Raw genomic sequence first — 21154 nt, 5'->3', positions numbered from 1 at the left:
GCTTTGGGCCGCGCTGCAAAAACAGGACACATTACTGCGCCCGTTACATAGCAATTCACCCGCTGGAAGCTTGAGTATGCAAGAATAAAGCGACATTTTCTTACATATTTTGATACATACCTGATTTCCGAGCTGCCAACTTCGTGTCCCAATCGTTGTTCTTGCCCTTAATCGAGTCCCATGGCCGCCCGTCTTGAAGCCCGTGCGACGCGCCACTATTTCGACAGCGCGTTCCAGTGTCAGGCGGTGAAAGTACTGCCCAACGAGTACTACGTCACCAACGAAGACCTGATGATCTCGACCGTCCTGGGATCGTGCGTCGCCGCCTGTATCCACGACCCGGTCACGGGCGTGGGCGGCATGAACCATTTCATGTTGCCGGAGGGCGACATGCAGTCGCCCGCCTCGGCCACCATGCGCTATGGCGCCTTCGCCATGGAAGTGCTGATCAACGAACTGCTGAAGGCCGGCGCGGTGCGCGACCGGCTCGAAGCCAAGGTGTTCGGCGGCGGCGCCGTGCTGTCCGCCATGCAGCAGATGAACATCGGCGAACGCAACGGCCAGTTCGTGCTGAGCTATCTCAAGACCGAAGGCATCCCCGTCAAGGCGCAAGACCTGGGCGACGTGCACGCGCGCCGCATCAACTACTTCCCGCGCGACGGCCGGGTGATGGTCCGCAAGATGGCGCCGCACCACCAGCGCGCCGAGGAAATCATCGCCAAGCGCGAACAGGCGGCCGCCCAGAGCGTGCAGGCCAAGACCGAAACCCCGCAGCGCGTCGAGCGCTTCACCCGCCCCGGCGTGGAACGTTTCGACCGCCCGGCCCGTCCGGGCGTGGAACGCTTCGACCGTCCCGCCCGCCCAGGCGTGGAACGCTTCGACACCGCCCTGACCCGCCGGCGCCGCACCGAGACCACAAGCGACTGAAGGGCCGCGCACGCGCATCGCGCCGCATGCGCCCCTACAATCAGCGCATGTCCACCGTCCGCCTGTTCTACGCCCTGTGGCCTGCCCCCTCGCTGGCCGCCCAGCTCGCGACCTGGGCGGAGCAGGCGCGTCCCGGCTGCGGCGGGCGCGCCATGCGCACGGAAACCCTGCACCTGACCCTGGCCTTCCTGGGGCCGGTCGACGCGGCGCTCGCCGACGAGCTGGCCGCGGCGACTCCTGAACGCCGCCTCGCCCCCGACGACATCCTGCTGGACCGCTACGGCGTCTTCGGCCGCCAGCGCATCCTGTGGGCCGGCCCCGGCGACACGCCCGCGGGCCTGCAGGCCGCCCACGATGAGCTCTGGCTGTGGCTGTCCGGCTTCGGCCTGGCCGCGCCGCCCCAGCCTTTCCGCCCGCACGTCACCCTGCTGCGCAACATCGAGCGCGCCAGCCCCCCTGCCGAGGCCCCCGTCCCCCTGCCCTGGCGCTACGACCGCATGGTGCTGGTCGCCTCCGAATCGCAATCGGGCGGCAGCCGCTATCGCATCGTGACGCAGTCCCGGCCGCAAGCCTCCTGACCTCCCGCTCTGGCACAATCAGCCGGTTGCCACCCCCCGGGACCGCCATGATCATCCTGCTGGACCAAGACGGCGTGCTCGCCGATTTCGAACACGCCTTCATCGACGCCTGGCGCGCGCGCCATCCTGACATCCCGCCAGTGGCGTTCGAGGACCGCAAGTCCTTCTACATCCGCCAGGATTACGCCCCCGAGCTGCGCGGCATGGCCGAAGCTATCTATACGGCGCCCGGCTTCATCCGCGACCTGCCGCCGGTACCCGGCGCGCTGGAAGCCATCAAGGAATTGCTGGCGCTGGGCATGGACGTGCGCATCTGCTCCTCGCCCCTGTCGCAGTTCGAGAACTGCGTGGCGGAAAAGTACCTGTGGGTGGAAAAGCACCTGGGCCGCGAAGCGACCAACCGCCTGATCCTGACCAAGGACAAGACCCTGGTGCACGGCCACCTGCTGATCGACGACAAGCCGCTGATCGAAGGCGCGGTCAAGCCGCGCTGGAAGCACATCCTGTTCGACGCGCCCTACAACCGCGAGGTGTCGGACCGCCCCCGCATCAGCTGGCAGAACTGGCGCAACGTACTGGCCGGAGAGCTGTATACGGCAGATGAGTGAGTCCTGTTCAGCAGCCGCGATTTGGGACTATTCTGTGTTGCTGTAGCCCCACCCCGGAGGAGCCTGCGCCATGAATCTGTACCGTCTTCTGAAGCAGCGTGAAGCCGATCACAAGCCCTTGCGTGTTGCACTGCTGGGCGCCGGAAAGTTCGGCGCAATGTTCATGAGCCAGGCCCCGCGCACGCCCGGTATGAGGCTGGTCGCGGTCGCCGATCTGGTACCCGACCGGGCCCGCGCGGCGCTTACCCGCGTCGGCTGGCCCGCCACGGCACTCAATGCCGCCAGCACCAATGATGCGCTGAAGAACGGCAAGGTCTATTTCTGCGACGACCCCCACGCCGTGATCGCCAGCCCCGATGTCGATATCGTCATCGACGCCACCGGCCAGGCCGCCGCCGGCATCAGCCATGTGCTGGCCTGCTGCGAATACGGCAAGCACATCATCATGGTCAACGTCGAGGCCGACGCGCTGGCCGGCCCGCTGCTGGCGCGGCGCGCACGCGAAGCCGGCATTGTCTATTCGCTGGCCTACGGCGACCAGCCCGCCCTGATCTGCGAAATGGTGGACTGGGCCCGCGCCAGCGGTTTCGAGGTCATGGCCGCGGGCAAGGGCACCAAGTACCTGCCGGAATTCCATACCTCCACGCCGGACACCGTCTGGCCCTATTACGGCTTCACCGCCGAGATGGTCGCGGCCGGCGACTTCAACGCGCAGATGTTCAACAGCTTCCTCGACGGCACCAAGAGCGCCATCGAGATGGCCGCGGTTTCCAACGCCACCGGGCTGCTGCCCTCGCCGTCCGGCCTGCACTTCCCGCCCTGCGGCGTGGACGATCTGGCGCGCGTGCTGCGGCCGCGCGAAAGCGGCGGCATCCTGCACCACCGCGGTCAGGTCGAGGTGATTTCCTCGCTGGAGCGCGACGGCCGCCCGGTGTTCCGCGACCTGCGTTGGGGCGTGTACGTGACACTGGCCGCCGACAGCGATTACGTGCGCCGCTGCTTCAAGGAATACGGCCTGGTCACGGATCCCAGCGGCAACTACACCGCCATGTACAAGCCCTATCACCTGATCGGGCTGGAGTTGGGCATCAGCGTGGCCAGCGTCGGTTTGCGGCGCGAACCCACCGGCGCGCCCGCCGGCTGGCATGGCGACGTCGTCGCCACCGCCAAGCGCGACCTGCCGGCCGGACAGATCCTGGACGGCGAAGGCGGCTACACGGTGTACGGCCGGCTGATGCCGGCGCGCGATTCGGTCGATGAAGGCTATCTGCCGCTGGGCCTGTCGCACCAGGTCAAGCTGAAGAACCCGGTGCGTCAGTCCCAGGCGATCCGCTGGGCCGACGTGGAGTACGACGAAAGGTCCACGGCGGTGCAGTTCCGCCGCGAAATGGAACAGACCTTCGCCTAGAGTCCGCCCGCGCTGCGGGCAGTCCCCCGCGCCCTAGACCGGCGCCGGCCGCTCCGCCTGGAACAGGCGCAGACGATCCGCGGCGTTGCGCAGGTGCTGGTCGGCGGCGCGGCCAGCGGCGTCCGGATCGCCCGCGTCGATGGCGGCGAAGATCGCCTGATGCTCGCTTTGCACTGCGGCCATGCGTTCGGTGTACATGCGCGCCGTGTTGTTGCGCGCGCTGCGGATGACCCGGCGCACATTGGCTTCCAGGTAATCGTTCAGGGCCACCAAGTGCGGATTATGGGTGGCCTGCACGATGGCGTGGTGGAACTGGTAGTCCTCTTCGTCGCCCAGCTTGTCGTTGAGCAGCGCATATTCCATGCCCACCAGCGCCTGGCGCATCTTCTTCAGGTCCGCATCGGTGCGGCGCTGCGCGGCATAGCGCGCGGCGGTGACTTCGATGGACAGCATCAGCTCCAGGATGTGTTCCAGTTCCTGGTTGTCGCCCGGCGTGGGCGCGGCAATGCGGAAGGCGTTTTTCTGGAAGTTCGGGTCGACGAACACTCCGCTGCCTTGCTGCGACGTGATCAGGCCTTCGGACTTCAGGCGCGCCAGCGCTTCGCGCACGACGGCGCGGCTGACCGAATAGGTTTCCGTCAGCTGCTTTTCCGTGGGCAAGCGATCGCCGGGCGCGAGCACGCCCTGGCGGATCTGCTCCGCCAACGCGTCGCCCAGCGCCGCCGAAAGCGAACTCTTGGGCGCGGCGCGCGGCGGATCCTGTTCTTGGTTGGGCTGCATGGTCGAATGGTGGAAACTTGCGGGCGGCGCGCAGGCGCGCCGCCTCTTGTTTATGGGAATGCCCGGAAGAGCGGCCGCGGCATGGGCAGCCGCGCCATCCTGGGACTTTACGCGATATAGATGCCGCCGTTGACCTGCATGACTTCGCCCGTGACGAAACCGGCCAGCGGCGAGCACAGGAACGCGATGGAGCCGGCGATTTCCTCGGCCGTGCCGTAGCGGCGCAGCGGCGTGCTTTCCAGCAGCTGCGCGCCCTTTTGCCCGATCAGGTCCTGGGTCATGGAGGTGGCGATGATGCCCGGCGCCACCGCGTTCACGCGGATCTGCGGCGCCAGTTCCAGCGCCAGGCTGCGCGTGAAGCTCTGCACCGCGCCCTTGGACGCGGAGTAGGCCGCGTGCGCATAGCTGCCGCGCTGGGCCGCCAGCGAGGTCAGCAGCACGATGGCGCCGTCATGGCGCAAGTGGCGCTGGGCGGCGCGGCACACATAGAAGGTGCCGTCCAGGTTCACGCGCATCAGCGTGCGCCAGGCCTCGTCGCTGGTGTCCTTGACCAGCTGCTCCGGGTAGATGCCGGCGCAATGCACCAGATGGTCCAGCCCGCCGAAATGCTTGGCCGCGGCCTCGAACACGCGTTCGCAGTCGGCCGATGCCGACACGTCCAGCGCGTGCGTGTAGACGCGCTGCCCGCTGGGATCCAGCTCGGCCGCCACCTCTTCCAGGCGCGCGTTGTCGATATCGGTCAGCACCAGCCGGGCGCCATGCGCCGCCATCAGCCGCGCCGTCGCCAAGCCGATGCCATTGCCCGCGCCGGTGATGGCGGCAACCTTTCCTTCGAACGAAATCATTCTGTCTCCTGTAGCACGCTCGTACGCGGGCTGAGCGCCGTTCCGGCGGCGGCGGAAATTCCGATTGGACTCCCGAAACCGCCGCTTGACACGGGAAAAACGCTTGCCCTATGATTTATCGGACAACTTAATAAAGTTGCCTGACAACTTATTCCGAAAGCGTAAAGCAACTGACGCTTTCAGGCAAGAGAGTCGGGAACGACACAGCGGCAAACCGCTACCCAGGCAGGGGACAAACAGGTGGAAATCACCGGCAGCACTACCGTTTTCGCGATCGCGGCGGACCCGATCGCGCACGTCAAGACGCCCCAGCGGCTCAACAACCTGCTGCGCGAGCGTGGCGTGGACGCGGTCATGGTCCCGTTCCATGTGGCCCCCGACGCCTTGCCCGGCCTGTTCGCCGGCATCCGCGGGCTGGCCAATCTGGGCGGCATCGTCGTGACGGTGCCCCACAAGGAACATGCCGCCGCCCTGTGCGACGCGCTGACGCCCTCGGCCCAATTGAGCGGCGCGGTCAACGCGGTGCGCCTGCGCGACGGCGTGCTCACCGGCGGCAACTTCGACGGACTGGGCTTCGTCGCTGGCCTGCGCAGCCAGGGCCACGATCCCGCCGGCCGCCACGTTTACCTGGCCGGCCTGGGCGGCGCCGGCAAGGCCATCGCCTGTGCCGTGGCCGACGCCGGCCCCGCCAGCCTGCGCCTGTACAACCGCAGCGCCGACAAGGCGCTGTCCTTCGCCGCCCATCTGGGCCGCCAATATCCCGGCCTGGCCATCAGCGTGGCCAGCGTCACGCCCGAGGCTTGCGACATCGCCATCAATGCGACCTCGCTGGGCCTGAACGACACCGATCCCCTGCCCTTCCAGCTGGACGCGCTTGCCGCCGGCACCGTCATCGCCGACGCCGTCATGAGCCGCGTCGATACGCCCTTGCTGCGCGCCGCCGCCGCGCGCGGCTGCCGCACGCATCCGGGCCTGTACATGCTGGAAGGACAGATTGCCGAAATTGCCCGGTTCCTGGGCATAGAAGAGCCGCGCAAGCCCGCCCGCGCGCTTGCCTGATCAACACATTCACCACACTCCCGTCCCACGGAGGAGACACGCATGAAATTGGCTTTCACCACCGGCCTGCTGTGCCTGGCCGGCATCGCCGCATCGGCCCAGGCCGCGCCCGTCAAGATCGGCCTGATCGAGACGCTGTCCGGCCCGCAGGCCTCGACCGGCCTGATGTTCCGCGCCGCGGTCAAATATGAGCTGGACCGCATCAACGCCGCCGGCGGCTGGAACGGCCAGCCGCTGGAACTGGTCGAGTTCGACAACCAGGGCGGCCCGGTGGGCGCGTCCGACCGCTTCCGCGCGGCCGCCGCCGAAGGCGTGCAGATCCTGGTGCAGGGTTCGTCGTCCGCCATTTCCGGCCAGCTGACCGAAGACGTGCGCAAGCACAACCTGCGCAACCCGGGCAAGGAAGTCGTGTTCCTGAACGTGGGCGGCGAGGCGCTGGAACTGACCGGCCAGAAATGCCACTTCTATCATTTCCGCTTCACCACCAACGCAGACCTGCGCGTGAAGGCGCTGGCCTCGGTCATGTCGGCCGACGGCACGCTGGGCAAGCGCGTGTACGCCATCAACCAGAACTACTCCTGGGGCCAGGACATGGAAGGCGCCACCGAGCGCTTCGCCAAGCAGTACGGCTATGAAGTGGTCGGCAAGACGCTGCACGAAGTCAACAAGATCCAGGACTTCGCGCCCTACGTCGCGCGCATCCGCTCGTCCAACCCCGACACCGTCATCACCGGCAACTGGTCCAACGACCTGCTGCTGCTGATGAAGGCCACGCAGGCCGCGGGTCTGAAGGTCCGCTTCGCCACCGTGTTCCTGGACCAGGTGGGCAACCTGGCCAACGCCGGTGAAGTCGCGCTGGGCCATTACATCGCCCACCCCTACAACATCGAAGCCGCGGGCGAGGAAGGCGCCAAGTTCGCCGAGGACTACAAGTCCAAGACCGGCCACTATCCCAGCTATACCGAGCCGCAGACCGTGATCGGCATCCGCTTCCTGGGCGAAGCGCTCAAGCAAGTGCAGCCGCAGGACGGCAAGCTGTCCGTGCCGCAACTGGCCGGCGCGCTGGAGAAGGTCACCTACACCTCGTCGTTGGGCACCTACACGATGCGCGCGGAAGACCACCAGGTGCAGCTGCCGATGGTGGTGTCCAAGGTCGGCAAGAACGCCAAGTACAAGGCCGACGGCACCGACATGGGCTTCGAGCCGGTCAAGGTGCTGGCCGCGGCCGACGTGTCGGCGCCGCCGCAAGCCACCTGCAAGATGCAGCGGCCGAACTGATGGGTTGCGCGGCCGGACCGTCAGCTTGCGCGTGACGGCCCGGCCGCGCACACCCCCTCATTGCCCCTGGCAACCCCAATAAGCGCACCCCCGGCGCGGGCCGGAAAAACCTGGTGCGCAATCGCTCGCAAGACGTCCGTCGTCTTAGCGCAAGAATCCTGGAGCGGACATGGAATACTTTACCGTCTCGCTGTTGAACGGCGTGATTTACGGCCTGCTGCTATTCATGGTGTCGGCAGGCCTGACACTGATTTTCGGAATGATGGGCGTGCTCAACTTCGCGCACGCCTCGTTCTACATGATAGGCGCGTACGCCGCCTACACCCTGACGCCCGTCACCGGCTTCTGGACCGCGCTGGTCCTGGCCACCATCATCGCCGGCCTGCTCGGCATGGGCGTTGAGCGCTATTTCCTGCGCCGCGTCCACAAGTTCGGCCATGCGCAGGAACTGCTGGTGACCTTCGGCCTGGCCTTCATCGTGGCGGAGCTGATCAAGCTGTTCTACGGCGACTTCCCGGTCGACTACCGCGTGCCGCAGTTCCTCAACTTCGCGGCCTTCCGCGTGTTCGACGCGGACTATCCGTTCTACCGCCTGCTGATGGGCGGCGTGTCCCTGGCGATGTTCGCCGTGATCTATCTGTTGCTGTCGCGCACCCGCGTGGGCATCGTGGTGCGTTCGGCCATCTACCGTCCGCGCATGGCCGAGGCGCTGGGCCATAACGTGCCGCTGGTGTTCATGAGCGTGTTCGGCGTGGGCGCGGCCATGGCCGGCCTGGCCGGCGCGGTCGCAGGCGCCTTCTACACCACCAATCCCAACATGGCGCTGGAACTGGGCGTGCTGGTGTTCGTGGTGGTGGTGGTGGGCGGCCTGGGCTCGCTCGAAGGCGCGATGATCGCCTCGCTGCTGATCGGCCTGATCAGCTCGTTCTCGGTCGGCATCGACGCCAGCCTGGCGACCCTGTTCGGCCTGTTCGGCGCCGGCGAATGGGCCGAAAGCGTGGGCGGCCTGATGACCGTGAAGATTTCCAGCCTGGCCGCGACCCTGCCCTTCCTGCTGATGCTGGTGGTGCTGCTGGTCAAGCCTTCGGGCCTGAAGGGAGAACAGGCATGAGCCAGACCCGCCGTACTTCCGCCCTGCTGCTCCTCGTCCTGTGCGTGGCCGCGCTCTGCGCGCTGCCCTGGCTGCTGCCCCCGGGCCAGCTGGTGGCAGCCGTGCAGATGCTGATCGCCGCGCTGTTCGCCTGCGCCTTCAACCTGCTGGCCGGCCAGGGCGGAATGCTGTCCTTCGGCCACGCCGCCTACTTCGGCGTGGGCACCTTCGCCACCATCCACGCCATGAATGCGCTGGGCGGCGCGGGCCTCTTGCCCACGCCGCTGATGCCGTTGGCGGGCGGCGTGGCCGGCCTGCTGTTCGGCCTGGTCGCGGGCTGGTTCGCCACCATGCGCGCCGGCGTCTACTTCGCCATGATCACGCTGGCGCTGGCCGAGCTGTTGCATGCGCTGGCGCCGCACCTGAAAGGCGTGTTCGGCGGCGAGGCGGGCGTATCCGCCATGCGCATGCCGGCCTGGGGCTTCACCTTCGGTTCCGACATCGAGGTCTATTTCCTGGTGCTGGCCTGGGTGCTGGTGTCGCTGGCCGCGCTTTATGGCCTGACGCGCACGCCGCTGGGCCGGCTGACGCTGGGCCTGCGCGAGAACGCCAACCGCCTGCGCTACCTGGGCTATCGGCCGCACACGCTCAAGACCCTGGTGTTCGCGCTGTCCGCCATGTTCGCCGGCATCGCCGGCGGCCTGCAGGCGCTGAACATCGAGGCCGGCAACTACGTGCTGTTCGACGTCAAGCTGTCCACCGACGCGGTGCTGTTCGCCTACATCGGCGGCGTCAACGCCTTCCTCGGCCCGGTGCTGGGCGCCTCCATCCTGACCTTCCTGTCGCAGACGCTGGCCGACATCACGCGCTCCTGGCTGCTGTACCAGGGCATCCTGTTCGTGCTGGTGATGCTGTTCGTGCCGGACGGCCTGGTCGGCCTGGTGCAGGGCGCCGCCCGTTCGCTGCGCGAGCGCGGCCTGGGCAACTGGCTGCCGCGCGCGGCGGTCTCGGTGGCGGGCGGCCTGCTGCTGACCTGCGCCACGGTCTTCACGGTTGAGCTGCTGCAACGCATGTTCGCCCGCGACTACCGCTCGCTGCTGGCCATGAACCCCGAGGCCGGCTGGCCCGAGATTCCGCTGTTCGGCCACGACTGGGCGCCGCTGGCGCTGTCGACCTGGCTGATTCCGCTGGCGCTGTTCGTGGCGGGCCTGGCGGCCTGCCGCTGGGCGCTGGCCCTGTGGCGCGACGACGAACAAGCCGCTCCCGCGCTGGAGGCTGCACAATGAGCCACGAAATCCTGACCCTGACCGACGTGCGCAAGTCCTTTGGCGACGCGCAGATCATCCGCGGCGTGAACCTGAAGGTCGAGGCCGGCGAACGCCATGCCGTCATCGGCCCGAACGGCGCCGGCAAGTCCACGCTGTTCCACCTGATGTCGGGCTCGTTCGCGCCGACCTCGGGCGACATCAGCCTGCGTTCGCGCTCCATCGGCGGCCTGCCGCCGGAGCGCATCAACCGCCTGGGGCTGGCGCGCTCGTTCCAGATCACCAACGTGTTCCCGCGCCTGTCGGTGCGCGAGAACCTGCGGCTGGCGGTGCTGCGCATGCACGGCCTGGTCTACAACTTCTGGCGCCCCATCGCCCGCAACCGCGCCGTCAACGAAGACGTCGACCGCCTGCTGGAGAAAGTGCGCCTGGCCGCCAAGCAGCACACCGCCGCCGGCGACCTGAACTATTCGGAACAGCGTTCGCTGGAAATCGGCATGACGCTGGCCTCGCGCCCCAAGGTCATCCTGCTGGACGAGCCCATGGCGGGCATGTCCCAGCACGAGGTGGACTACACGGTCGAGCTCATCAAGGACGTGACCCGCGACTGCACGCTGCTGATCGTGGAGCACGACATGCAGGTGGTGTTCTCGCTGGCCGACCGCATCAGCGTGCTGGTCTATGGCGAGATCCTCGCCACCGGCACGCCGGCCGACATCCGCGGCGACGCCCGCGTGCGCGAAGCCTACCTGGGAGAGGAAACGGTATGACGACGCAATCCCCCTTGCTGAGCCTGCAAGGCGTGCATGCCCACTACGGCAAGAGCCACATCCTGCACGGCATCGACCTGACGGTCGGCCGCGGCGAAGTCGTAAGCCTGCTGGGCCGCAACGGCGCGGGCCGCTCCACCACCATGAAGAGCATCATGGGCCTGGTGGACGTGACCGGCGGCAGCATCGCCATCGAAGGCCGCGACATCACCAACAAGCGCCCCTTCGAGATCGCCCGCGCCGGCCTGGGCTTCGTGCCGGAAGAGCGCGAGGTGTTCGCCAACCTGACCGTGGACGAAAACCTGCGCATGGGCGAACAGCCCAAGCGCGACGACGCGCCCTATTGGTCGACCGAGCAGATGTTCGACTACTTCCCGCGTCTGAAGGAACGTCGCGGCACCAAGGCCGGCAACCTGTCGGGCGGGGAACAGCAGATGCTGACCATGTGCCGTTCGCTCTTGGGCAACCCCAAGGTCATGCTGATCGACGAACCCACCGAAGGGCTGGCGCCGAAGATCGTGGAAGTGATCGCCGACGTGATCCGCGACATCCACAAGCGCGGCGTGTCCGTGGTGCTGGTGGAGCAGAAGCTGACCATCGCGCTGAAGGTCTCCACCCGCGTCAGCGTGATGGGCCACGGCCGCATCGTTTTCGAAGGACCGCCCGCGCAGTTGCATGAGCGCCAGGACGTGGTCCAGGAATGGCTGGCGGTCTGAGCGCCGGCAAATACATCGCTAAGAGGCAAACATCTTGGACCAAACTCCGGAAGTCATCCATCCCGACCTGCGCGGCCAGAGCGTCGTCATCACCGGCGGCGCCAAAGGCATAGGCCTGGCCACGGCGCAGGCCTTCGCGCGCCAGGGCGCGCGCGTGGCGCTGCTGGACATGGACGCCGCTGCGCTGGACGAAGCCGTCGCCGGCCTGGCCGCGCTGGGTGGCGAAGCGCTGGCCGTGCAGGCCTCGGTCATCGACGCCGACGCGGTCGAGCAGGCTTTCGCACAGGTCGAAAGGGCCTGGGGCCGCATCGACGTGCTGGTCAACAACGCCGGCGTCTCCGCCAACAAGCCCACGCTGGAAGTCACCGTGGACGAATGGCGCCGCGCCGTGGACATCAACCTGACCGGCGTGTTCCTGTGCGCCCAGGCCGCCGGCCGCCGCATGGTGCCCGCTGGCGCAGGCGCCATCATCAACCTGGCCTCCATGTACGGCGTGGTGGCGGCGCCCGACCGCGCCGCCTATTGCGCCACCAAGGGCGCGGTGGTGCTGCTGACCGAGACCCTGGCCGTGGAATGGGGCCCGATGGGCGTGCGCGTGAACGCGCTGGCGCCGGGCTACGTGGAAACGGACCTGGTGCGCGACCTGGCCGCGCGCGGCCGTCTCGACCCCGAGCGCCTCAAGCAGCGCACGCCGCTGCGCCGGCTGGCGCAACCCGCCGAAATGGCCGACCTGGCGGTGTTCCTGGCCTCGCGCCAGGCCGCCTACGTAAACGGACACACCCTGGTGGCCGACGGCGGCTGGAGCCGCTACAGCTACCTCTAATCGCAAGAACGCATACACACATCTCTGGAGATTCACTCATGGCCACCCACCAACCGCTTGAGCCCCAAGCGCCCTGGCGGCAACTGACGGTAGACGCCAAGGACTGGCAACAGGCGGACCCGGCCCTGCTGGGCACCATGCTGACCCAGCTGCACTGGATCCGCGCCTTTGAAGAAGCCGTGCTCGACCTGGCCGCCGAAGGCCTGGTGCACGGCCCCGCGCATTCGTCCGTGGGCCAGGAAGGCGGCGCGGTCGGCTCGGTGCTGGCGCTGGGCGCCGGCGACCAGATCAACGGTTCGCACCGCGGCCACCACCAGTTCCTGGCCAAGGCGCTGCAGCACGTCGCGCCGCTGGGCCTGGACCCGCGCAATCCGCTCACGCCCGCCATCGATGAGGTCCTGCAGAAGACGCTGGCCGAGATCATGGGCCTGGCCCAGGGCTACTGCCGCGGCCGCGGCGGCAGCATGCACCTGCGCTGGCTCGAAGCCGGCGCGCTGGGCACCAACGCCATCGTCGGCGGCGGCGTGCCGCTGGCGGCCGGCGCGGGCTGGGCGCACAAGCACGCCGGCACCGACCGCGTCGCCGTGACCTATTTCGGCGACGGCGCGGTGAACATCGGCTCGGTGCTGGAAACCATGAACCTGACCGCGGCCTGGAAGACGCCGCTGTGCTTCTTCATCGAGAACAACCGCTACGCCGTGTCCACCACCGTGGAAGAGTCCACCGCCGAACCGCGCCTGTCGGCGCGCGGCCTGGCCTTCAACATCCCGTCGTGGAAGGTGGACGGCATGGATCCGCTGGCGGTTCACCTGGCCATGTCCGAAGCCGTGGCGCACATGCGCGCCGGCAACGGTCCCACCATCGTCGAAGTGGACGTGTACCGCTTTTTCCACCAGAACGGCCCGTTCCCCGGCAGCGCCTTCGGCTACCGCAGCAAGGACGAGGAAGCGCAATGGCGCCGCCGCGATCCGCTGGACAAGATCGCCGCGGAAATGATCGCCCGCCAGCTGATCACGCAAGCCGAAGTGGACGCCCTGCGCCAGCGCTGCAAGGACGTGATGAAGGACGTGACCGGCCGCCTGACCGAAGCCGCCGACGGCGGCAAGCGCCGCGTGCGCGCCGACCTCTGGCCCAGCCCGGACTTCCGCGACGTGGGCCTGCGCAGCGACGGCTCGGAACTGGCCGGCCTGCGCTACCAGGAAGCCGCCGACTACGCCGGCCAATCCGCCGAGCGCAAGTTCGTCGACGCGGTGGCCGACGTGCTGGACCGCCGCATGGAAACCGACCCCGGTGTGGTGGTGCTGGGCGAAGACGTGCACCGCCTGAAGGGCGGCACCAACGGCGCCACGCGCGGCCTGAAGGACAAGTATCCGGACCGCGTGCTGGGCACCCCCATTTCCGAGAACGCCTTCGCCGGCCTGGGCGGCGGCCTGGCCATGGACGGCCGCTACCGGCCCATCGTGGAGTTCATGTACCCCGACTTCATGTGGGTCGCGGCCGACCAGATCTTCAACCAGATCGGCAAGGCCCGCCACATGTTCGGCGGCGACATCGACGTGCCCTTCGTGCTGCGCACCAAGGTCGCCATGGGCACGGGCTACGGCTCGCAGCACTCGATGGATCCGGCCGGCATCTTCGCCACCGCGCCCGGCTGGCGCGTGGTCGCGCCGTCCACGCCTTACGAGTACGTCGGCCTGATGAACACCGCGCTGGCCTCCAAGGACCCGGTGCTGGTGATCGAGCACGTGGACCTGTACGCCTCCTCGGGCGAAGTGCCCGCGGACGACCTCGACTATGCGATCCCGTTTGGCAAGGCCCGCGTGCGCCGCGAGGGCGGCAAGGTCACCATCCTGACCTATCTGTCCATGGTCAGCCGCGCGCTCAAGGCGGCTGAAGCAGCCGGCGTGGACGCCGAGGTCATCGACCTGCGCACGCTGGACCGCGCCAGCCTGGACTGGGACACCATCGGCGCCAGCATCATGAAGACCAACAACGTGCTGATCGTGGAGCAAGGCGCGCGCGGCACCTCCTACGGCGCCATGCTGGCCGACGAGATCCAGCGCCGCTACTTCGATTGGCTGGACCAGCCGGTCAAGCGCGTGACCGGCGGCGAAGCCTCGCCCAGCATCTCCAAGGTGCTCGAGCGCGCGGCCTTCGCCGACACCGAGGAAGTCATGGCCGGCCTGGCCGACGTGCTGGCCGATCTGGGAGAACAGGCATGACCCTGCACATGACCGTGCCGATGGAAGTCGGCATCTGCTGCGCCGACCTGGACGCGCAGCTGGCCTTCTACACCGGCATCCTGGGCCTGAAGCTCGTCAACCGCGTGCACGTGCCGGCCGACAAGGCGCAGGCCACCGGCCTCACGCGCCATGGCTACGACGTGGCGCGCCTGCAGACCAGCTACGGCGAACGCATCAAGCTGCTGCAACCCGCCGCCGCACCCGAGGCCGCTGCGCGCGGCGCGGCCATCCTGGACCGCCAGGGCGCAACCTACCTGACCTTCATCGTGCGGGACCTGCCCGGCGTGGTCCGCGACCTGGAAGCCCGGGGCGTGGTCTTCGACAGCAAGCCCGCGCCGATGGAAGTGCGCCCCGGCACCTGGCTGGCGTTCTTCCGCGACCCTGAAGGCAATGTGCTGGAACTGGTCGAATACGACGATCCCGCCACCTACCGGCCGGACCTGGCTGGCGCCGCTGAATAGGACGAATATCGTGGCACACCTTATCAAGCTCCCCTCCGTTGCTGCCGACACCTCGGGCGGCACGCTGCACCAGTGGCTCAAGAAAGAAGGCGACGTGGTCGCCGTGGGCGATGCGCTGGCGGAAATCGAAACCGAAAAGGCCATTGTCGAGATCAATGCCGAGCAGGCCGGCGTGCTGGGCCGCATCGTGGTCCAGGCAGGCGCGGCCTCCGTGCCGGTGAACACCGTGATCGGCGTGCTGCTGGCGCAGGGCGAAGACGCCTCGGCCATCGACCGCGCGCTGGCCGAAGCCGGCGCGGCCGTGCAGCCGGCAGCCGCTGCCGCTGCTTCGGCTCCCGCCGGCAATGCCGCCGCCGTTTGCCCCCCGGCCAACTGCGCTGCCGCCCCTGCCGGCGCCGCAGCCGCGCCCAAGGCGCCGGCCGCCGCCAGCAACGCTCCGGTCCCCGGCGGGCGCCTGTTCGCCAGCCCGCTGGCGCGCCGCCTGGCCGCGCAATGGCATGTGGATCTGCTGGGCGTGACCGGCACCGGTCCGCACGGCCGCATCGTGCGCCGCGACGTGGAAGCGGCGCGCGACCGCGCCCCGGCCGCGGCGCCCGCAGCGCTGGCCGGCCGTCCCGCCGCGCGCCGCGTGCCGCATACCGGCATGCGCCGCGCCATCGCCCGCCGTCTCACCGAGAGCAAGCAGAACGTGCCGCACTTCTACCTGACGGTGGATTGCCGGATGGACGCGCTGCTGGCGCTGCGCGCCCAGGCCAACCAGGGCGGCGCGGTGAAACTGTCGGTCAATGACTTCATCGTGCGCGCGGCCGCGCTGGCCCTGCGCGAAGTGCCGGAGGTCAATGCCAGCTGGCACGAGGACGCGGTCGAATACCATGCCGGCGCCGACATCTCGGTGGCGGTGGCGACCGACGGCGGCCTGGTCACGCCCATCGTGCGCGATGCCGACGTGAAATCCTTGTCCGCCATTGCAGGCGAAATCGTCGAGCTGGCCGGACGCGCCAAGATCAACCGGCTCAAGCCCGAGGAATTCACCGGCGGCTCGCTGACCGTCAGCAACCTGGGCATGTACGGCATCAGCCAGTTCGCCGCCATCATCAATCCGCCGCAGGCCGCCATCCTGGCGGTGGGCGCGGCGGAAAAGCGTCCGGTGGTGGACAGCGACGGCCAATTGGCCGCCGCCACCGTCATGACCGTGACCCTGTCCGCGGACCACCGCGTGGTGGACGGCGCGGTGGGCGCGCGCTGGCTGGCCGCCTTCCGCACGCTGATCGAAAACCCCGTGCGCATCCTGCTGTGAGCCCCGCCATGACCAAGACTACGTTTGATCTCGTCGTGGTGGGCGGCGGCCCCGGCGGCTATGTCGCGGCCATCCGTGCGGCCCAGCTGGGCATGTCGGTCGCGCTGGTGGAACGCGCCGAACTCGGCGGCATCTGCCTGAACTGGGGCTGCATCCCCACCAAGGCGCTGTTGCACAGCGCCACCGTGCTGCGCGCCTGCCGCGAGGCGGCGCACTACGGCGTCGCGGGCGCGGGCGAAGCGCGTCCGGACCTGGCCGCCATGGTGGCGCGTTCACGCAAGGTGGCGGGCCGCCTGGGCCAGGGCGTGGCGCACCTGATGAAGAAGAACGGCGTGACCGTGTTCGCCGCCAGCGCCAAGCTGGCGGGCGGCGGCCGCCTGGTGCTGGACAACGGCAGCACGCTGTCGGCCAAGCACATCATCCTGGCCACGGGCGCGCGCGCCCGCGAGCTGCCGGCGCTGCCCCTGGGTGAACGCGTCTGGGCCTACCGCCAGGCGCTGGTCCCAGCCGAGATTCCGAAGTCGCTGCTGGTGGTGGGCGCGGGCGCCATTGGCGCGGAGTTCGCCAGCTTCTACCGCGCCGTGGGCGCGGAAGTCACGCTGATCGACATGACTGCGGAAATCCTGCCGCAGGAAGACGCCGAGATCTCGGCGCTGGCGCGCAAGGCCTTCGAAAAGCAAGGCATCCGGGTACTGACGCAGTGCGCCGTGGCCTCGTCCTCGCTGACCGCGAGCGGCGTGAAGGTGACGCTGGACCAGCAAGGCAAGCGCAGCGAGCTGGAAGTGGACCGCGTCATCGTCGCCGCCGGCATCGTCGGCAACGTCGAGAACCTGGGCCTGGAGCAGACCCGCGTCAAGGTGGAGAAGACCCACATCGTCACCGACGGCCTGTGCCGCACGGGCGAGCCCGGCGTCTATGCCATCGGCGACGTGGCGGGCGCGCCGTGGCTTGCCCACAAGGCCAGCCACGAAGCCGTGCTGTGCGTGGAAGCCATCGCCGGCAGGCCCGCGCATCCCATCGATCCGTTGCGCATCCCGGCCTGCACCTACTCGTACCCACAGGTCGCCAGCATCGGCATGAGCGAAGCCCGCGCCCGCGAACACGCCGCCAAGACCGGCGGCGACATCCGCGTGGGCAAATTCACCTTCGCCGGCAACGGCAAGGCAATCGCCATGGGCGAGGACCAGGGACTGGTGAAGACGGTGTTCGACGCCAAGAGCGGCGAGCTGCTGGGTGCGCACATCATCCACCCCGAAGCGTCCGAGCTGATCACGGGCTACGGCGTGGCGGCCTCGCTGGAAGCCACGGAAGAAGACCTGATGCACACCGTGTTCGCCCACCCGACCCTGTCGGAAACGCTGCACGAATCGGTGCTGTCGGCCTTTGGCCGCGCCTTGCACGCCTAGGCGCCATGCCAAGCGCGGCGCGGGTTCAGATCCGCGCCGCGAAGAAATCCAGGAAGCAGGCGATGCGCCGCGAGAGCTGCGTGTTGCGGTGATACACCGCGTGCATGGGCTGCAGATAGTCCGTGTGCGCGGCTTCCATCAGCTTCACCAGCCGGCCGGCCTTGACGTCCTCGCGCACCACGAAGTCAGACAGGCAGGCGATGCCCACGCCGCGCACCGCCAGTTGCCGCTGCGTCTCGCCGCTGGACGTCGCCAGCGTCGGCACCGCCAGATAGCTGGACCCGCCCGCGTGGCGCAAGGGCCAGACGTTCAGGCTCTCAGGCTGGGTGAAACCCAGCACTTCATGCGCCGCCAGGTCCTCCACCGTCTGCGGCGCGCCGCGCCGGGCCACGTAGTCCGGGCTGGCCATCACCCAGCGCGGCGACGGCCGCAGCGTGCGCGCATGCAGGGTGGAATCCGTCAGCGGCCCCATGCGCAGCGCCACGTCGGTGCGGTGTTCCATGAGGTCCACGATGCGGTCGTTGCTGGTGAGTTCGAGCGTGATCGCCGGATACTCGTGCCGGAACTCCGCCACCAGCGGCACCACGCAATGCAGCATGACGGGCACCGACGCATCCACCCGCAAGCGGCCCGCCGGGCGCTGATGCACCATGCGCATGCAATCCTCGGCTTCGTCCAGCGACGCGACGATGTGCCGGGCCTTGGGCAGGAAATGCTTGCCCTCCTCGGTCAGTTCCATGCGCCGGGTGGTGCGATTGATCAGGATGACGCCGAGCTCTTCCTCAAGCCGCGACAGGCCGCGGCTGACGCCCGACGCAGTATGGCCCAGAAGCTCGGCGGCGGCGCTGAGGGATCCGGCGTCCACCACGCCCAGGAACAGGCGTACCGCGTCAGAGTTCAGGGACATGAGGCAGGCTCCTTGGTTGATGGATCGATTGTATCGAGCCCCAGCGCTCAAGAAGCCTGCAAAAAAAACGCCGAAGGCCAGGCGATAGCCGGCCCTCGGCGCTCAGGAGCAACCGGCGATTACTGCGCCGGCACCACGGCAGTAACCTCAATCTCCACCTTGGCGCGGTCCTCGACCAGGTCCGCCACCTCCACGGCCGTCATCGCCGGGAAATGCCGGCCGATGTACTCACGATAGTGCTTGCCGATGGCGGGATAAGCCGCCACATACTCGTTCTTGTCCGTCACGTACCACGTCATCCGGACGATATGCTCAGGCTTGGCGCCGCCCTCGGCCAGAATCGCGACGATGTTCGCCAGCGTCTGGCGCACCTGCTCCGCCAGATCGTCGGTCTCGAACTGCTGCTGGCCATTCCACCCCACCTGCCCGCCCACAAATACGAGCTTGCTGCCCACCTGCATCTCGGTGAGCACGCCATTCGAATAGCCCCGGGGCGCCATCCAATCCGGCGGTTGCAGAATTTTCATAACGTCATCCTATATTTAAGAAAAGCAAACGATCCCCGCCGCTTACGCTGCGGGAACCAGATAAGCCTGCATGCGTTCCCGCAGATCCGCAGGCAGCGGCATGGACTTCATCGTCCGCAAATCCACCGTTACGATCGTCAGCGTCGCCGACAAGCGCAACTGGCCATCCGGCCCCTCGAAGCGCACCAGCGCCTTGAACGACGCGCCGCCGATGCGCTGTACTTCCAGCACCTGGCGCAGACGCTCGTGCCAGCGGCTGGGCGCGCTGAAATCGCACTGCACCGACGCCATCGGCGTGCCGATGTGCCGCTCCACGTGCAGCGCATGAAACGGCAACCCCATGCCCTTGTCGAACCATTCCTCGACAAAGTCATTGATCATCTCGAAGTAGCGAGGGTAGAAAACGATGCCCGCCGGATCGCAATGACGGAAGCGGACTTCGACCTGGCTGATGAAAGGGGCTGCCATGGAATTTCCTTGTTGCCGGTTCAGGCCATCTTGCGCAGCGCGAAACGCTGCAGCTTGCCGGTTTCGGTGCGCGGCAGCGCGTCGACAAACTCGATGGCACGGGGATACTTGTAGGGCGCGATATTGGCCTTCACGAACTGCTGCAGCGCCGCGACCAGCTCGCTGCCGGCTTCATAGCCCGGCTTGAGCACCACGAAGGCCTTGACCACCTGGCCGCGCTCGTCGTCCGCCGCGCCCACCACGCCGCACTCCGCCACGGCCTCGTGACGCAGCAGCGCGTCCTCGACCTCGGGTCCGGCAATGTTGTAGCCCGCCGAAACAATCATGTCGTCATTGCGCGCCTGATAGAAGAAATAGCCGTCGTCATCCTGCAGGAACGTATCGCCCGGCAGGTTCCAGCCGTTCTGCACGAAGCGCCGCTGGCGTTCGTCCGCCAGATAGCGGCAGCCGGTAGGCCCCTTGATCGCCAACCGGCCCACCGTGCCGTTGGGCACGGGATTCATATCGTCATCGACGATCTGCGCCACATAACCCGGCACCACGCGGCCGATGGCGCCGGCCTTGACCGACTCCGGCGGGCTGGACACGAACACGTGGATCATTTCCGTGCCGCCGATGCCGTCGATCATCTCGATGCCGCTGGCTTTTTTCCAGAGCTGGCGCGTCGCATCCGGCAGCGCCTCGCCCGCCGACACGCTCTTCTTCAGCGACGACAGATCGAACTTGCCCACCAATGCCGCCATCTGGCGGTAGAACGTGGGCGCCGTGAACACGATGGTGGCGCGGAAATCCTGGATCAGCTGCAGCAGGCTTTCCGGCGACAGCTTCTCGGCCAGCACCGTGCTCGCGCCCACGCGCAGCGGGAAGCACAGCAGGCCGCCCAGGCCGAAGGTAAATGCCAGCGGCGGCGTGCCGCAGAAAATGTCGTCCGGACCCGGCTTGATGACGTGCTTGGGGAACAGGTCGCACATCGCCAGGACGTCGCGATGAAAGTGCATGCAGCCCTTGGGCGCGCCGGTGGTGCCGCTGGTGAAGGCGATCAGGCACACGTCGTCGGCCGCCGTATCGCAGGCCTTGAAATCATCCGGCTTGGCCGCTGCCAACGCATCCAGCGCGTCGGGCGCCTTGTCGTTGAAGTACATGACCTTGGTCAGGCCAGGGCAATAATGCTCATGGCTGGACTGGGTGCAGAACTCCGCCTCGTCTTTCAGGCGGGCATCGCACAGCACGGCCTGGATCTGCGCCTTGTCGATGATCTGCTTGAGTTCCTTGGCGCGCAACAGCGGCATCGTCGGCACCGTCACCAGCCCGGCCTTGATCGCTGCCAGCCACGAGGCCGCCATCATGGGATTGTTCGGTCCGCGCAGCAGCAGGCGGTTGCCCGGCACCAGGCCCATATCTTCGGCCAACACTCGGGCGATACGGTTGGTCAGCGCGGCCAGTTCGCGGTAGGTCATCGTGGCGTGCTTGCCGTCCTGGCTCCAGCGCAGCGCGACGCGCTCGCCGTGACCGCGCTCGACCATGGCGTCCACCAGTTCGACCGCGCAGTTCAAACGTTTCGGATAGGCCACGTCGGGGCCGTCGAGCAGGAACTCTGGCCATTGTTCGCCCGGGGGCAGATTGTCCCGGGCGAAAGTGTCGATGTGGGCGGATGCTTCCATGGAATTCCCCTTGCTATTGCGGTGTAGTTGCTGTGCC

General features: G+C 67.8%; 21 protein-coding genes. 15 read left to right on the top strand and 6 right to left on the bottom strand.

What is annotated here, in order from left to right; genetic code table 11:
* Nucleotides 1-180 precede the first annotated feature (180 nt).
* The 4 genes from cheD to ACZ5YA_RS25200 all read left to right on the top strand — a co-directional run bounded on the left by cheD (nt 181) and on the right by ACZ5YA_RS25200 (nt 3521).
* Nucleotides 181-927, top strand: a complete 747-nt coding sequence (gene cheD / locus ACZ5YA_RS25215) for a chemoreceptor glutamine deamidase CheD (protein ID WP_059379106.1) — start codon at nt 181-183, stop codon at nt 925-927.
* 26 nt (nt 928-953) lie between these two features.
* A complete protein-coding gene (thpR, locus tag ACZ5YA_RS25210; RefSeq protein WP_464091394.1) occupies nt 954-1505 on the top strand; it encodes an RNA 2',3'-cyclic phosphodiesterase in 552 nt (183 codons plus the stop codon).
* A 47-nt stretch (nt 1506-1552) separates the two neighbouring features.
* A complete protein-coding gene (locus ACZ5YA_RS25205) occupies nt 1553-2113 on the top strand; it encodes a 5'-3'-deoxyribonucleotidase (RefSeq protein WP_059379108.1) in 561 nt (186 codons plus the stop codon).
* Between the two features lie 70 nt (nt 2114-2183).
* Entirely contained in the window at nt 2184-3521 is a 1338-nt protein-coding gene (locus ACZ5YA_RS25200; RefSeq protein WP_059379109.1) for an NAD(P)H-dependent oxidoreductase, read from the top strand.
* 33 nt (nt 3522-3554) lie between these two features.
* Here ACZ5YA_RS25200 and ACZ5YA_RS25195 read toward each other — a convergent pair whose 3' ends face one another.
* Nucleotides 3555-4301, bottom strand: coding sequence for a FadR/GntR family transcriptional regulator (locus ACZ5YA_RS25195; protein ID WP_059379110.1), 747 nt, complete (start codon nt 4299-4301; stop codon nt 3555-3557).
* Nucleotides 4302-4408: 107 nt separating this feature from the next.
* Nucleotides 4409-5146 (bottom strand): SDR family NAD(P)-dependent oxidoreductase, encoded by a 738-nt coding sequence (locus tag ACZ5YA_RS25190; RefSeq protein ID WP_059379111.1) that lies wholly within the window; start codon nt 5144-5146, stop codon nt 4409-4411.
* Between the two features lie 240 nt (nt 5147-5386).
* Here ACZ5YA_RS25190 and ACZ5YA_RS25185 point away from each other — a divergent pair, with 240 nt between their 5' ends.
* From ACZ5YA_RS25185 to lpdA, 11 genes are all read left to right on the top strand, one after another.
* Nucleotides 5387-6205, top strand: a complete 819-nt coding sequence (locus ACZ5YA_RS25185; protein WP_464091393.1) for a shikimate dehydrogenase family protein — start codon at nt 5387-5389, stop codon at nt 6203-6205.
* A 42-nt stretch (nt 6206-6247) separates the two neighbouring features.
* Complete coding sequence (locus tag ACZ5YA_RS25180) at nt 6248-7483, top strand: branched-chain amino acid ABC transporter substrate-binding protein (protein ID WP_059379114.1); 1236 nt, start codon at nt 6248-6250, stop codon at nt 7481-7483.
* Nucleotides 7484-7652: 169 nt separating this feature from the next.
* The gene (locus ACZ5YA_RS25175) at nt 7653-8594 is read left to right on the top strand and encodes a branched-chain amino acid ABC transporter permease (RefSeq protein WP_054458937.1); all 942 of its coding nucleotides are present in this window, start codon (nt 7653-7655) and stop codon (nt 8592-8594) included.
* Complete coding sequence (locus ACZ5YA_RS25170; protein ID WP_059379118.1) at nt 8591-9859, top strand: branched-chain amino acid ABC transporter permease; 1269 nt, start codon at nt 8591-8593, stop codon at nt 9857-9859. The genes ACZ5YA_RS25175 and ACZ5YA_RS25170 overlap by 4 nt, the downstream gene beginning before the upstream one ends.
* Entirely contained in the window at nt 9856-10608 is a 753-nt protein-coding gene (locus ACZ5YA_RS25165; protein WP_059379120.1) for an ABC transporter ATP-binding protein, read from the top strand. The genes ACZ5YA_RS25170 and ACZ5YA_RS25165 overlap by 4 nt, the downstream gene beginning before the upstream one ends.
* On the top strand, nt 10605-11324 hold the full coding sequence (locus ACZ5YA_RS25160) for an ABC transporter ATP-binding protein (protein ID WP_054458931.1): 720 nt from the start codon (nt 10605-10607) through the stop codon (nt 11322-11324). Before ACZ5YA_RS25165 ends, ACZ5YA_RS25160 begins: the two co-directional genes overlap by 4 nt.
* Nucleotides 11325-11358: 34 nt before the next feature.
* Nucleotides 11359-12147: an SDR family NAD(P)-dependent oxidoreductase gene (locus ACZ5YA_RS25155; RefSeq protein WP_464091392.1), complete on the top strand. Its 789-nt coding sequence runs from the start codon at nt 11359-11361 to the stop codon at nt 12145-12147.
* 38 nt (nt 12148-12185) lie between these two features.
* On the top strand, nt 12186-14369 hold the full coding sequence (locus ACZ5YA_RS25150) for an alpha-ketoacid dehydrogenase subunit alpha/beta (protein WP_059379123.1): 2184 nt from the start codon (nt 12186-12188) through the stop codon (nt 14367-14369).
* Nucleotides 14366-14851 (top strand): VOC family protein, encoded by a 486-nt coding sequence (locus tag ACZ5YA_RS25145; RefSeq protein ID WP_464091391.1) that lies wholly within the window; start codon nt 14366-14368, stop codon nt 14849-14851. The genes ACZ5YA_RS25150 and ACZ5YA_RS25145 overlap by 4 nt, the downstream gene beginning before the upstream one ends.
* Nucleotides 14852-14861: 10 nt before the next feature.
* Nucleotides 14862-16148: a pyruvate dehydrogenase complex dihydrolipoamide acetyltransferase gene (locus ACZ5YA_RS25140; RefSeq protein ID WP_187774069.1), complete on the top strand. Its 1287-nt coding sequence runs from the start codon at nt 14862-14864 to the stop codon at nt 16146-16148.
* 8 nt (nt 16149-16156) lie between these two features.
* Entirely contained in the window at nt 16157-17554 is a 1398-nt protein-coding gene (gene lpdA / locus ACZ5YA_RS25135; protein WP_251878044.1) for a dihydrolipoyl dehydrogenase, read from the top strand.
* A 25-nt stretch (nt 17555-17579) separates the two neighbouring features.
* On the opposite strand, the gene ACZ5YA_RS25130 is transcribed toward lpdA, so the two are convergent.
* From ACZ5YA_RS25130 to ACZ5YA_RS25115, 4 genes are all read right to left on the bottom strand, one after another.
* Nucleotides 17580-18461: a LysR family transcriptional regulator gene (locus ACZ5YA_RS25130; RefSeq protein WP_059379131.1), complete on the bottom strand. Its 882-nt coding sequence runs from the start codon at nt 18459-18461 to the stop codon at nt 17580-17582.
* Between the two features lie 119 nt (nt 18462-18580).
* A complete protein-coding gene (locus ACZ5YA_RS25125; RefSeq protein WP_042796274.1) occupies nt 18581-18988 on the bottom strand; it encodes a RidA family protein in 408 nt (135 codons plus the stop codon).
* A gap of 42 nt (nt 18989-19030) precedes the next feature.
* The gene (locus tag ACZ5YA_RS25120; protein WP_013391343.1) at nt 19031-19456 is read right to left on the bottom strand and encodes an acyl-CoA thioesterase; all 426 of its coding nucleotides are present in this window, start codon (nt 19454-19456) and stop codon (nt 19031-19033) included.
* Between the two features lie 20 nt (nt 19457-19476).
* Nucleotides 19477-21117, bottom strand: a complete 1641-nt coding sequence (locus tag ACZ5YA_RS25115) for an AMP-binding protein (RefSeq protein WP_059379137.1) — start codon at nt 21115-21117, stop codon at nt 19477-19479.
* Between the last annotated feature and the right edge of the window lie 37 nt (nt 21118-21154).

Source organism: Achromobacter sp. JCM 18799 (genome assembly GCF_055395645.1).
This window is presented reverse-complemented; position numbering and strand designations above follow the sequence as displayed.